This window comes from Aggregatibacter aphrophilus ATCC 33389, assembly GCF_900636915.1.
GTDB lineage: Bacteria > Pseudomonadota > Gammaproteobacteria > Enterobacterales > Pasteurellaceae > Aggregatibacter > Aggregatibacter aphrophilus.
Map to the genome: position 1 here is coordinate 753,960 of NZ_LR134327.1, position 14,254 is coordinate 768,213.

General features: G+C 42.8%; 9 protein-coding genes. 2 read left to right on the forward strand and 7 right to left on the reverse strand.

Translation table 11 applies throughout. The features are described 5' to 3' along the window. Window positions 1-3: 3 nt before the first annotated feature. Window positions 4-5,754 carry a type VI secretion system tip protein TssI/VgrG gene (gene tssI, locus EL144_RS03710; protein ID WP_126379393.1) on the reverse strand — a complete coding sequence of 1,917 codons (5,751 nt, stop codon included), beginning with the start codon at window positions 5,752-5,754 and terminating at the stop codon, window positions 4-6. A 400-nt stretch (window positions 5,755-6,154) separates the two neighbouring features. Here tssI and yedE point away from each other — a divergent pair, with 400 nt between their 5' ends. Continuing rightward, window positions 6,155-7,216 (forward strand): YedE family putative selenium transporter, encoded by a 1,062-nt coding sequence (yedE, locus tag EL144_RS03715; protein WP_005704201.1) that lies wholly within the window; start codon window positions 6,155-6,157, stop codon window positions 7,214-7,216. 236 nt (window positions 7,217-7,452) lie between these two features. Here the strand turns inward: yedE and EL144_RS03720 are convergent, their stop codons facing one another. The 5 genes from EL144_RS03720 to pepB all read right to left on the reverse strand — a co-directional run bounded on the left by EL144_RS03720 (window position 7,453) and on the right by pepB (window position 12,020). Next, window positions 7,453-8,529 (reverse strand): polysaccharide biosynthesis tyrosine autokinase, encoded by a 1,077-nt coding sequence (locus tag EL144_RS03720; RefSeq protein WP_005704202.1) that lies wholly within the window; start codon window positions 8,527-8,529, stop codon window positions 7,453-7,455. Next, complete coding sequence (locus EL144_RS11685; protein WP_005704203.1) at window positions 8,516-8,956, reverse strand: nucleotide sugar dehydrogenase; 441 nt, start codon at window positions 8,954-8,956, stop codon at window positions 8,516-8,518. The genes EL144_RS03720 and EL144_RS11685 overlap by 14 nt, the downstream gene beginning before the upstream one ends. Beyond that, the gene (locus EL144_RS11690) at window positions 8,910-9,431 is read right to left on the reverse strand and encodes a nucleotide sugar dehydrogenase (RefSeq protein WP_331251153.1); all 522 of its coding nucleotides are present in this window, start codon (window positions 9,429-9,431) and stop codon (window positions 8,910-8,912) included. Before EL144_RS11690 ends, EL144_RS11685 begins: the two co-directional genes overlap by 47 nt. Before the next feature lie 850 nt (window positions 9,432-10,281). Then, on the reverse strand, window positions 10,282-10,701 hold the full coding sequence (gene ndk, locus EL144_RS03730) for a nucleoside-diphosphate kinase (protein WP_005704206.1): 420 nt from the start codon (window positions 10,699-10,701) through the stop codon (window positions 10,282-10,284). An 11-nt stretch (window positions 10,702-10,712) separates the two neighbouring features. Continuing rightward, complete coding sequence (gene pepB, locus EL144_RS03735; protein WP_032995266.1) at window positions 10,713-12,020, reverse strand: aminopeptidase PepB; 1,308 nt, start codon at window positions 12,018-12,020, stop codon at window positions 10,713-10,715. A gap of 293 nt (window positions 12,021-12,313) precedes the next feature. On the opposite strand from pepB, the gene infA reads away from it, so the two are divergent. Further along, entirely contained in the window at window positions 12,314-12,532 is a 219-nt protein-coding gene (gene infA / locus EL144_RS03740; RefSeq protein ID WP_126379396.1) for a translation initiation factor IF-1, read from the forward strand. 56 nt (window positions 12,533-12,588) lie between these two features. Here infA and lnt read toward each other — a convergent pair whose 3' ends face one another. Then, a complete protein-coding gene (gene lnt, locus EL144_RS03745) occupies window positions 12,589-14,139 on the reverse strand; it encodes an apolipoprotein N-acyltransferase (RefSeq protein ID WP_032995284.1) in 1,551 nt (516 codons plus the stop codon). Window positions 14,140-14,254: the final 115 nt, after the last annotated feature.

Here is a 14,254-nt window from a genome sequence, read left to right on the forward strand (position 1 = left end):
TTCTTAGTTTACGAATGGCTCAACCGGCACCATTGCTGGAGTTAATTGGTATGGTTTTAATACATACTTTTGTTTACTCCAAAAACATTTACAATTTGGATAAGGAGCTTGATTTGATTCAAATATATTATGGTGAGAACCATATACTCCATGCTCCATCTTATCATCAGGAATAACATCAAGAGGACGATATCCTATTGTTTTAGGAGGAACTATTCGTCCACTTGTTGTTATACAAGGAGGACATTTTTTACATTTAGATGTACTTTCCGTCTTAGCTTGCGTACTCGCTCGCGCCCTACTTTTAACTGTTTCCTCTACCGCAGCCCCAACTGCAATAACGCCCAGTGTAATAAGCGCAGCTTTCCCTAACACAATAAGCTCCGGAGCTAAAAGAAGTGCCGGTGCAAATAACCCCAACGGATCGGTTTGATTCTGCACCGCCCCCTCAAACCGATACAGATTCACTCCCCCAGCCAACCCTATCGGATCCTGCGTAATAAACCGTCCTAACACCGGCTCGTAATAGCGGAAAAAGTTATAATGCAGTCCCGTCTCTTCATCAAAATATTGGTTCTGTAAGCGGAACGGTTGGTGGCTGCCCGATGCGGTTTCCCGGTAGCTGTCTCTAATAAGACTGCCCCAAGCGTCATAACGCCCCTTCCAGATGAGCTTGCCGTCGCTGTCCGTCATCTCCCGTGGGATGCCGATTTGGTCGCAGTGGAAGTAGTTGATGGTATGTTCGGCATTATCACCGTCTTTGTAACACTGCGCCAACGGCTCGTAACTGCCCGGCTCGCTGTAAATGTAAGTAAAAGTGCGGTCGGTTTTTTCAGCATTTTGCTGATGATTACCCGTGCGAATCTCCTGCACCAGATGCGAACCGTCCCAAATAAATTGGGTATGTAATCGTTGTTCACCTTGCTTGTTCAGTTTCGATTTAGCAATCCGTCTGCCCAGTGGGTCATAATCATACACCCAGCTTTCCGCCTTGTAACGGTCACGAATATCTGCCTGGACAAGTCGGTTTTTCAGGTCATAAGTATAACGCTGATAATCACCGTTTGCCGCTTGGCATTCCACGAGATTGCCCAAGCTATCATAAGTAAAACGAATACCGCAATAGTTAACCACGCGGTTGTCGATAACTTTTTCCGTCGGGTCGTTGATAAGGTTACTTGCCGGGTCAAAGTAAAAATGCTGACTATGCCCTTGGCTATCCGCTTTGGCAATGCGTCCCAAGTTGTCGTATTGATACTGCGTCTGTTGTGGTGCATCAAACGGCTTATGTGGAAAATAAGTACGCGTCTGGCTAAGGTGACCCAATTCGTCATAGCCGTAAGTGCGGTCGATTTGCACGGCGTTTTGTTGATTCGCAAGTCCTGCCTGTTGTTGGACCAAGCGCCCCATATCGTCATAATAGTAACGTCCGTTAAGCCGCCCTTGGCTGCGGCTAATCTCACGGTGTAAATCATCCCGCTCCATTTCGCTAATTAGCTGTTTATTCAGCTTAATTCCGCTTAAATGCCCCGTGCCGTAGTAAAAATATCGAATACTATCACCCGACGGCAACACTGTTTTTAAACGATTGTTATTGGCATCATATTCATAAGCGATTTTTTTGTCGCCATGCGCCTCTTCAATTAAACGTCCCGTGGCATCATAGCGAAAATCAATGTGTTGTCCTCCGCAGGCAACCTGTGTCATTTGTCCGTTTAAATCAAAGCTAAAGGTAGTACGACTGGATTGCTCGCCCTGACGAATATGCTCTTCGGTCATTTGACCAAGCTGATTATATTTGAATTCGGCAGTACGAATTGCCGGCTTGTTGCGTTTTGGCGCTTCCGTCACACCGTAATCCGTGCGTCTAATAAGCTGACCTTGAGTATCATACTCATACTGCGTGAGCTTATCATCGAAACCTTTTTCCCAAATCAGCCTGTCTTGGTCGTCATACACAAAACGGTAAGTGGCGTGATTCTCATTGGTCAACCCAACCAGTCTGCCTGCTTGATCATAATGATATTGGAAGTGATGTCCTTGTGCATTCGTCTTGCTGGTCGGCAAACCGTCGATACGATATTGATAGCTTGTTTGGTTACCCTGTGGATCAATCACCTGACTAAGTCGGCCCACTTTGTCATATTGATAGCGGGTTTGACTTTGATTCGGTAATAGCACCGCAATCAATTGCTGACGATCGTTGTACTGATACGCCGTGGTGTCACCCAGTACGTCGGTTTGTGAGGTAAGTTGTCCTAACGCGTTATACTTAAAACAGGTTTGATTGCCGGAACAGTCGGTAACTTGGTTTAATTGGAAGTTTTCATCGTAAGCAAATAATGTATTGTTTCCTAATGGATCAGTGCTTGAGCTCAAAAGCCCCTTGTCGTTGTAGGCATAGACGCTTTTTTGACTTAATGCATCCAGACGTTCGATAAGGTTACCGCTGTCGTCGTAACGGTAACGGGTCATATTACCCAACGCATCCGTTTGCCCGATTAAGCGTCCATCATTGTCATACAGAAAATACAACATGGCATTATCCGGGCGGGTCAGTTTGGTAATCTGTCCTTGCGGGTTATATTCAAAATAGGAGGTTTGTCCGGAATGCGACGTTTGACGCAACACTCGACCTAACTTGTCCCGTTCAAGTAGCATCGCCTGTCCGTCTGTTGAAACTAATTTGACCAATTCATTATGTTCATCAAAATGGTATTCCTCACGTCTGCCTAAGGCATCAGTTACCACAGTGTAGGTCGGGAAATACGCAAACTCCCAACGTTCACCAAGGTTGGTAGTATTGAGAGTTACTTTACCATTTGGTGTATAGTGGTCGTATTCATAAGTAGAGATTAAGCCTGCGCTATCTTCATGGGAAATCATCAGATGATTACGATAGCCAAATTTGCGCACAAGGTTACCTAAGCCATCGGTAACCTCAATTAAATCGCCTTCGACATTGTAGCGATAAGACACTAACTTACGTCCTAAGAAAGATTCATCTGTGGTGTGAGAAAGTGCGGTCGATTTTTTCAGTGTTTCCTGCAGCAGAGCCAGATCAATGTCTGAAAAGGTCTGTGTTAACAAATAGACATGGGTTAACCGCCGTTGAGAACTATCCTCGGTATTAGCCTGATTTTCAGAGATATTCGCAAACTGTAAAGCAAAGACCCGCCCGTTACCATCTATAATGGCATAAGGTAAGTTGTCTTGTCCGTATAAAAACTGTTGGCGGTTACCGTGATTATCCGTAATTTGTGTCAGCACAAAAGCACTACCGTCTTCCCCTTGACGCATAAAGGTGAAGTGTACGGTTTTATCCAAGGAGGAGATGCGAATCGTTTCCGCAGATAAACGGTGAGTCCAAATCTGCTCTGCTTGGATATACACAGGCTCTTGCTCCGCAAGGATAGATGGCAAGGGAATTTCTCGTCCTTGTTCATCAACATAAACCAGCTGTTCAGCAGGTTGTGCCTCCGAGTGTTGTTTGTCACTGCCGGCTTCTTCCCCTACCACATCGGCAAGCGCTTCTATCGGTATAGACATACGAGATTCAATACGCTGACAGCCGTTGACTAACCAACCTTGCCCCAACCAACCGGTATGCGCCACATCAGAAAAATAACTGCGCTGCCAGTTCAACGGCAGAAGACCCGGGAAAGTAAAATCCACTTCATTGCTCAGCAATTTTATCCCTAAAATCGGATTCACCGGACGCCCGACGGCCGCAGCCTGTTTACAGGCAATACACTCGCCCTCTACCGAGTGCCCACCTGCCACGGCATTGCCTTTAATCGTTAATGGGCCTTCAATCGTTACGATACCTTTTAAGGTAATACCCTTTTCATTAATATGAATCTGACCGCCTTTACTGTCTAACCGAATTTCATCTTTGCCGGTAACATGCATATTTTGGCTAATCAGCGTCAATAATTGTGCCGTGCTCAGATGCGTGTTATTACCCGCATCAATGTGATAATCCTTGCCTACCTTCAAATCATAGCTCTGCCCGACCATTTCATGTTGATCCAACAATACATTCAAGCTCCGCATCATGCCAACATTGTGCAACTCATTCATGGTAATGTTGGTCATGCGATTAAAGCCTACGGTGAGCATTTCATTTTGTTTGATGGTTTGCGAGCGGTTTTTACCTACGGTGATTTTTTCATTGCGCCCGACTTTTTCAGTACGATTACGTCCTACATTCGTCGTTTCATCATTATTCACTACATTGTTTTGGTCTTTCTCAGCATGAATAAAGATTTCTTCACGGTCTTTTTCATCCTCAAAACGCAATTCATTAAAACCATTACCTTTATGCGTCTTAGACTTAATCGTCATCCGCGTTTTGTGTTCAGGAAGGTTATAAGGCGGCTCGGTGGTGCTGTGATAAGTTCGACCGGTAATAATCGGTTGGTCCGGGTCACCTTCTAAGAAATCGACAATCACTTCATGCCCGATTCGCGGTATCATCATGGCACCAAATTGCGCGCCCGCCCAACCTTGACTAACGCGCACCCAACACGAACTATGTTCGTCATTGTTGCCCAATCTATCCCAAGGGAATTGAATCTTCACCCGCCCCCATTCATCACAATAGATTTCTTCATCTGCCGGACCGACAACATGCGCCACCTGAGGACCATCGACCACAGGACGGGGTTGTGGTGTCGGGCGCCATTGTCTTCCATGCGGTATCAGCTTCATTTCATTTTCGTAACGATTGCCCTCAGCCCCCGCCTCTTCTTCCAATACGCCACTTTGCCAACCACGATGAACGACTCCAACAACAAGCCAATCTTGGTTGAAGTTTGAGCGTGTATGACCGCTTAAGCTAAAGCAATAGCCCGGGATGATACGTAAATCATCACTGTTTGCCATCGCCATTTCCGCTTCACGTTGTTCATATTCCAAACGGTATTGGCTGAAAGGTTTGCCTTGCGCATCACGTTTATAACGTCCCGGATAATCATATAGCTCATACTGACCATGACGGTTTTCACCCAATACGTTGGCACGGTTATGGGTGGACTGATGTTCTTGGTTATAACGTGGATTGGTAAACGTGTAATCACGCAAGGTTTGCAGGGTCGGCTTTAACTTTTCTTCATACGCAAAACGCCACACCGCGGCTTGTGGACGCTCGCCTGACGGCATCGCGTTGTAAAGCAAATCACCTTTTAACTCCGCCAATTCCGTACTATTGGAAAAATGTAACGTGTGCCCGTCATTTGTGTGTTCAAAATAATAATAAGTGCCTTCTTCCGCCGCTAAGCGTTTGATAAACTCAAGGTCGGTTTCACGATATTGCACACAGTATTCACGCGTCCAGTATCTGTCTTTTAAATGAAATTGGTGTTTTGCGACCTGATTTTTACTTAACAGCGTTTCAATAATCTTTTGGCTGTCCTGTTGTTGGAAAATACGTAAATCTGCTTGTAAATCTGCACGGGATAATGCCGGCTCAATCACCATGCTATAACGGGTGCGGGAAAAACCGCTTTCACCTTGTTTTAGTCCGGTCACAATACCGTTGAGATGTCGTACGGCAGCGTTGTCTTGCCAAAAGGTTAACGTGGCGGGGTGGTCTAAGATATCGGAGAATTTTGGCGAATCATCGAAACTTGCTAATTCAAGCTCTGCACGAAATAATTCGGATAAGTGTTCGGTTACAACAAAACTCACTACTTCAAATTGGGTTGAGCCATTTACGGTTAAGCTATAACGATAATTTGATTGAACTGTCATAACGGGTTCCTATAAAGACGCTTATTTATTCATTTATGGTTTACATCTCATAAATCCCTGGTTTTTGTGGGCTTATTAAAAATAAGCCAGTTCCGCTTCATTTTCAACTTATGTAAATTTTTTCTTTTTTGTAACATTGAAGTAAAAGTGCGGTTGGTTTAAAAAGTATTTTAACTCATTGCTTGCCTGTCTTTACTAACGCGTGCCTCCCCTCTTGCTTTCGATATTATACGCTGTTAAAAAGCAAGAACTATCTAAAATTAAACAAATCCTTGATCCTGCTCACAATTTAATAAAAAGACACTTTCTTTATTGCTATTGCCTTCCTACAATGATCCTGTTTTTAATTTATTAAGAACACACAATTCAATTTTACTTCAGATATCACAAGGGTCTCATTATGAAAATTTTCACATGGCCTGTGGTTGCAGGTGCTGCACTTGGTATCGTTGCTCCACTTCTAACCTACAATGGCAATCCCGGCAATATGGGTTTCTGTGCGGCGTGTTTCTTACGAGATACTGCCGGTGCATTAGGGCTACATCGCGCCGCTCCGTTACAATATATTCGCCCCGAACTTATCGGCTTAGTCTTAGGGGCACTTGCCAGTGCCTATTTTTCTAAGGAATTCCGACCGCGTGGCGGCTCCGCACCGTTGGCTCGTATTATGCTTGGGGCCTTTGCCATGATTGGTGCGCTGATTTTCTTAGGCTGTCCGTGGCGTGCCTATTTACGTTTAGGCGGCGGTGACCTCACTGCCATTGCGGGAATCATCGGTTTGTGCGTCGGCATATTGGGCGGTATTTTCTTTGCTAATCGCGGATTTTCCTTAGGCAAATCAAGTGAACAAAGTAAATCCTCAGGATTCATTGGCGTGTTGTTCACCTTGGTACTGTTAGTGTTGCTTCTCGCCCAATTTAAATTTGGCGAAAATCTTGCAGTTTATTTTTCCGAAAAAGGTCCCGGAGCACAACACTCAGCCATTTGGATGTCCCTTGCCGGCGGCGCGTTACTTGGTGTGCTAATGCAAAAATCCCGCTTCTGCACTATCGGCGCGTTTCGTAATTTTGTGTTGTTCCGTGACACGCAACTTTTAAATGGCGTAATTGCCCTTGTTGTTTTTGCTGCAATCACCAATAGCTTGCTCGGACAATTCCATGTGGGATTTGAACAGCAACCTATCGCACATAACCAATACATCTGGAACTTCTTTGCCATGGCGTTATGCGGATTATGTTTTTCCCTTGGCGGTGGTTGTCCGGGTAAACAATTAGTGAATATTGGGGAAGGAAACAATGACGCGGCATTGTTTGTATTAGGTATGTTATTGGGGGCAGCAATTGCCCATAACTTCGGTCTCGCGGCTTCGCCTGCCGGGGTAACAGCCTATACTCCGTATGTTTTAGCGCTTGGATTTATGGCCTGTATTTATATTGGGGTAAGCAATAAATCAAAAATCTAACCGACATCATCCATGAAAAAACCGCCCTTAGTTAACGGGCGGTTTTGTTGTTATTGAATGATGGAAAGTGCGGTCAAAAAATCCAATGGATTTTAAACGTTGGTTTTGCCTACAACCCCGTTAAGGGTAAGCAAGTGTGTCGGCACACTTGCAAGTTATTTTCCAAACGTTTTTTAAATCGACAGCACTTTGCGTTAACCGTAATACCGATGGAAATAATCGCCTCGGTTAACTGCTCAAGGTTTAATGCCGTTAAAGATTACACCATTAACGGTCACGCCTGTATTAATAAAGCGTTGGCGGGAAACCTCAATTTCTTTTTGGCTGGTTTGTTCAAAGCGGGCAACTAATAATACCGTTCCAACATGACGCCCGATGACGGCAGCATCCGTCACAGCCAAGACAGGTGGGGCGGAAACGATTACCAAGTCGTAATTAGCAGAAGCCCACTCCAATAACTGTGTAAAACGCGGAGATGCCAATAACTCTGATGAGGATTGAGACATGGCGCCACGAGTAATGGCGTATAAATTTTCAGCAGCGATTTGAACAGTTTGATCAATCGCTGTACCTTGCGCCAACAAGTCGCTCAAGCCATTTTGATTGCTGACACCTAACGCGTCGTGCAAATAACCTCGGCGCAAATCTGCGTCAATTAATAGCACTTTTTTGCCGGTTTGGGCGCTTAAGTTGGCCAGGTTAGCCGCGATAAAACTTTTTCCTGCGCCAGTGCCAATGCTAGAGAACATGACACGGTTGTTTTTAGCCTGCGTTAATAAATGCTGTACGTCAGTACGTAATCCTCGCAATGCTTCGGCAGATAAATCATCCGGGAAGCGTGAAGAAAGTAAGTTTGGAATCTGTAATTCTTTAGCTTTTTTCGCTGCCTTACCACGCGATAAGGCTATTTGTTTATGGGCATAAGGCACGGTGGCATAAACCGGTACACCGATTTCATCAATTTCATCGGTAGTTTTGATACCTTTATGTAATAAGAATCTAACACTAACAATAGCACCACCAACCATGCTACCTAAAATAATAGCAAACACCAAAACCAACAATTTGCGTGGAGCAATAGGATCTGGCATCACTTGCGCTTTATCCAAAATGCGTACATTACTCACTGCGCCGGCACGAATAACATCAAGTTCTTGAATTTTATTTTGAAGCTGGACATAGATTTCTTGGTCGGACTGGAAATCACGAGTCAAGCGTACCACTTCCTTTTGGGTTTCCGGCAAGGATTCCATTTCCTTGGCTAAGCACGCTTTCTCTTTTTGCAAGACTTTGCGTTGTTCAAGTAATGCCATGTAGGTTGGGTGACCTTTTTTCCTTAAATGTCACGCCAAGAATACCCACTTTGGCTTTCGCCAAATCAATGTGATTATTAATCATTAACTTAATAGTGCTTTGTGCCACATAGCTTGTCATGTCATCATTAATCCGATTGACTTGTGGGTTATACCCCACTTCCTCCGCTTTGTGAGTCAGGTAGTAAGGATCGACGCCAATACAGTGTCCTCCTACCAGGCCCGGACGGAATGGCAAGAAATTCCACTTACTGCCCGCAGCTTCCAAAACATCTAACGTATCAATGCCAATACGTTCAAAAATAATGGAGAGTTCGTTGATTAATGCGATATTTAAGTCGCGTTGAGTGTTTTCAATAACCTTCGCTGCTTCAGCCACTTTAATGCTGGAAGCTTTGGTGTGTACCCGCCGTAATGATGCTGGCATAAACCGCATCCACTATATCTGCTATTTCCGGTGTACTGCCGCTGATAATTTTTTTAATGGTGGTTAATGTATTGACTTTGTCACCCGGATTAATCCGCTCAGGGCTATAACCGGCAAAGAAATCTTGGTTAAATTTCAAACCGGAAACTTCTTCTAAAATCGGCACGCAAACCTCTTCCGTAGCCCCCGGATAAACAGTAGATTCATAAACGACAATATCACCTTTCTTCAAGACTTGACCGACAGTATTACTGGCTTTTTGAAGCGGCGTTAAATCAGGACGATTCACATCATCAATAGGCGTTGGAACAGTCACAATAAAAAAGTTACATTGTTTTAATTGTGCTAAATCTGCGGTATAAGAAAGATGGTTTGCGGCTTGTAAATCTTCAGAAGAAACCTCTAAAGTGCGGTCTTTTCCAGAAGATAATTCATCTACTCGCTCTTGATTAATATCAAATCCAACAGTAGGTATTTTTTTCCGAACTCTACGGCTAACAGTAGTCCTACATAGCCCAGCCCAATTACACCGATTTTATAACTTTTAAGATCCATAAATGACATCTCTTGAATTTAACCTAATGATTAAACTTTAAAAATAGCTTGGAATTTAATCACATTTAAATGAGCCAATAATATTCACTAATCACAGCTTCACATACCCCAATCTGACTAATAAACCCCCGTGCAAGTTCCCCCATAAATAAACTGGTTGGACCATTCAACAAATAAACACAACAAATAAAAAACAGCCTTATAAATTAAATATACAAAAATAAAGATTGCGTCATAACTATTTGATTTTAATATAAAATTAATTTAAATGACAAGGTTAATATATAAAAATAATCACACAAAAAAATTAAATAATATATTAAAAGATAAAAATTTAAAATAACAAATCAAAAAAACAAACAAAATATAAAAATTAAACAAAACCACAAATAAATTAAATACAAAAATTAAATTTATCACAGCAACAAATCTATATTGTAAAAAATAAATTCAAATTTTATTTAAAATAAAAATAATATATAAACCTACCAATAAATCAGATAACCATTTGAATCTAAATGAAATCTTTAAACATAATAAAAAAGAGAAATTAATTCCCGACTAAATCACTTAACTTTTAAATAGACATAAAGACGAAATTCAAAACAAAAATAACGATACTTTAATGTAATTTTCAAATGCTATATATTTAGTTTGCATTTCTTACATTCACTTACACTTCTTTACAAATAAAATTAAAAACACCATAATTTTTCCAATAAAAAACCACTTTGTTCTCACAAAGTGGTTTTTGCTCTTGTAATTAATGATTAAAACACTTCTTCACTTACAAAGAAGTAGGCAATTTCACGCACCGCGCTTTCTAGACTATCAGAGCCATGAACAGAGTTCTCCCGTTGGCTTAAAGCAAAATCACGACGAATCGTGCCCTCGGCTGCAGCTTCAGGATTGGTGGCTCCCATTAACGTACGGTAATCTTGCACAGCGTTTTCTTTTTCCAACACACTCACCAACACCGGAGCTGAAGTCATATAAGCCACGAGCGGTTCAAAAAACGGCTTCCCTTGGTGCTCAGCGTAAAAGCCTTCCGCCTGTTCTTTGTTCAAATGCACCATTTTAGCCGCAACAATAGTGAAACCTTGCTGTTCAAGACGAGCCAAAATAGCACCGATCAAATTACGTCTCACAGCATCTGGTTTAATAATAGATAACGTTCGTTGTAAGCTCATATAACATCCTCTTACTGTTGTTTTGCTTTGGTTAATAATAAGTTAGCCAAGGTTTGTACACCAATACCGGTAGCGCCTATCGCCCATAAATCACTTGGCGTTTTCCGATAAGTGGCGGAACAATCAATGTGCAACCAATGTTGTTGGTAGTTTTTTACAAAATATGACAAGAATGCCGTTGCTGTGCTAGCCCCTGCTCCCACCGGAACGGTACCGGTGTTGGCGATATCGGCGAAAGCCGTTTTAATTTGTCCGCGATGTAGTTCAGCGAACGGCAAGCGCCAGAACGGCTCCATTTCCTGTTCGGCGGAGCGAAATAAGTCGGCAACCAAGTTATCATCCATAGATAGCACACTATGATAATCATTGCCCACGGCCACTTTTGCCGCGCCGGTTAAGGTGGCGCAATCTACGATAAATTGCGGTTGTTGTGCATCGGCGTCAATTAGACCGTCCGCTAATACTAAGCGTCCTTCCGCATCGGTGTTCAAAATTTCCACGGTTACGCCATTACGATACTTAATAATGTCGCCCAATTTGAAAGCACGACTGCTGACTAAGTTTTCTGCGCAACAAAGGAATAATTTCACCCGTTGATTTAAACCACGCAAAATTGCCAAGCCCAACGAACCGGTTAATAATGCTGCACCACCCATATCAGTACGCATGGTGCTCATGCCGTCGCTCGGTTTAATACTATAACCACCACTGTCGAATGTAATGCCTTTTCCCACCAAACAAGCTAACACCGGTGCATCAGGGTTGCCTGTCGGGTTGAAATCAAGTTGCAACATTGCAGGCAGATTTTGCGAGCCTTTGCCTACTTGCCATAAACCGTGATAACCGCGTTCAAGTAATTCCTCACGAGAAATGATAGAAAAACTGACCGCACTTTGCTTGCTCGATTGCTCAGCCGTTTGGCTGATAAACTTCGCGGCACGTTGAGCAAGTTCTTCCGGTGTTAAAATTGCTGCCGGTAAGTTGATGATCTGGCGCACGAATGCGGCACATTGAATGCGATTATCCAATTCTTTTTGTGCTTCTGCGGAGAGCGTTGGAAATTGGATATTAAAATCTAGCTTCGCATTATAAAACCCTTGATAAAATGCCCAGCAGGTTTCTAATTGCCAGTGTTCTCCGCTTAAAATAACGTGAGAAATACCTTGGTTTTGTAATTTTCGAGCGGCTTTTTGCACGGAAGTGCGGTCAGAAAAATCGGTTAAATGAAGGGTAGCTTTCTCTTCGTTAAAGCTGATTAACGCACTTTTCCCCCATGCGGAAGAGGCGGGTTGCGTCGAAAGAATCACTTTCATTGACATAAATTCTCCTTTTTATTAAATGATAATCGCTTGTAATATATCAGTTTTGCTCTATCAGAGTAACTATTAGTTAAGGAAAATCAAGGCACAATCACATTCTTATAAAATTCTGCTCACAAGATTTTATACATGAACCGTATTTCTTTCTGTCATGCACAAATACCATTGTTGCTTTTTTAGTTAAAAAACTTTCTTGCCTCCAACAAAAACGGTATAATCCGCACCGACTTTTTGTATGAGATTCCGCCAACGGAAGCCGGCGGGAAAACTGATTAATTATTTTAGAGGATCAAATGGCAAAAGAAGATTGCATTGAAATGCAAGGTACGATTCTGGAAACCTTACCAAACACCATGTTTCGCGTTGAGTTAGAAAACGGCCACGTGGTGACTGCACATATTTCCGGTAAAATGCGTAAAAACTACATTCGTATTTTAACCGGCAACAAAGTGACCGTAGAAATGACACCATACGATTTAAGTAAAGGCCGGATTATTTTCCGTAGCCGTTAATTTTCGCTTAACCGAACAAACAAAAACACCGGATATTTTCCGGTGTTTTTGTTTTTTTAAGCTATAGGATGTTGCACCTTTTTCAATATGCGGCGCTGAATTAATCCACCCAATAAATGCAATAAGAAAAAGACCGCACTTAAAATAAATAAAGGTGTATCGCCTAACACAGCATAAGGTGTTTTGCCTTCTGTCGGCGCCATGTTATGCGTTAACACGGTTTCCACAAATTGTGGAGCTTGTGCCACAATTTTCCCTTGTGCATCAATAAATGCGGTAATGCCCGTGTTGGTTGCGCGAATGACCGGTTTGCCAAACTCCAACGCCCGCATCTGCGCCATTTGTAGATGCTGCCACGGGCCAATAGAATTACCGAACCAGGCATCATTAGAAATTGTCACGATAAAATCGGAATTGGCCACAAGGTTTTTCTGTAGCTGCGCGCCCAAAATAATCTCATAGCAAATCGCCGCGGTGAAATTCAAATTTTTTGCCGATAGCGGTTTTTGAATGAAATCTCCGCTTTGGAAGGCCGACATAGGTAAATTAAACACCGAACCAAGCGGGCGCAAAAGGCTTTCTAACGGCACATACTCACCAAACGGCACTAAATGATGTTTGTTGTAACGATTCGTCGTTTGCAGTTCATAAGGCACATTTTTATTGCCGACCACCACAATGGAATTAAGCAATTTCCCTACGGACTCATCTTGATAAATCGTACCGATCATCACTTCCGTATTTGCTTTTTCCGCCATGGATTGCAACATCTCGAAAAACGGCTGAATATTGTTTTCATAAGTGGGAAATGCAGCCTCCGGCAAAATAATCAAATCCGTTTTTCCCAAATTACTGCCGATCAAACGACCATAATTTTCCATGGTTTGATACAAATAATTAGGATCCCATTTTAAGTTTTGTTCAATATTGCCTTGAACTAGGGTGATATTAACGGCTTTATCGGCATTTTCTTGTACATATTTCGCCTTAGAAGCATAGCCGGCAAGCACGGCGACAACAGCCAAAATCAAAGCATTGGCAACAGCCACATTCACTTTTCGTGGCACCGTCAGCAACGCAGAAACGCCGTTAAAAATGACCGCGCTTACGAACATCACAAAGAACGTTAATCCCGTCACGCCAAAAATCGGTGCGATCCCCGCAAACGGACTATCGATTTGGGTGTAGCCGAATTGCAACCAAGGAAAACCGGTCAATACCCAGCCACGTAGAAATTCGGTCAGCGTCCATAGCACAGGATAAAGCACCGCCCGCTGTACTTGAAAGCGGCGTACTAGATAAGCAAAGAGAAGCGGATATAAAGATAAATAGGCTGCCAATACTACCACTAACAAATAGCTCAGCATCAAGGGGGCGTCACCGAATTGATGAATACTGACATGCAACCAATTCACACCGAACGTGAAAAAGCTCAAGCCCCATAAAAATGCGGAGAAAAGTGCGGTGGATTTTTGTGGCGTTTTTATTACCCAAATTAATCCGAGCAAGGAAACATAAGATAGGGGCCAATAATTAAAAGGTGCAAAAGCAAACACGCCAATAAGGCCAGAACTCAGTGCGATAAGATAAGTTAAGTATTTGTTCATAAACATGATGGACGCATCTCCCGATGCGAATTCCTAAATTTTTGTTATTTAATGAAACAAACGGCACGCGTTGGAAAACGCGCGCCATCGTTGAAAGTACAACTTTAATTATTTT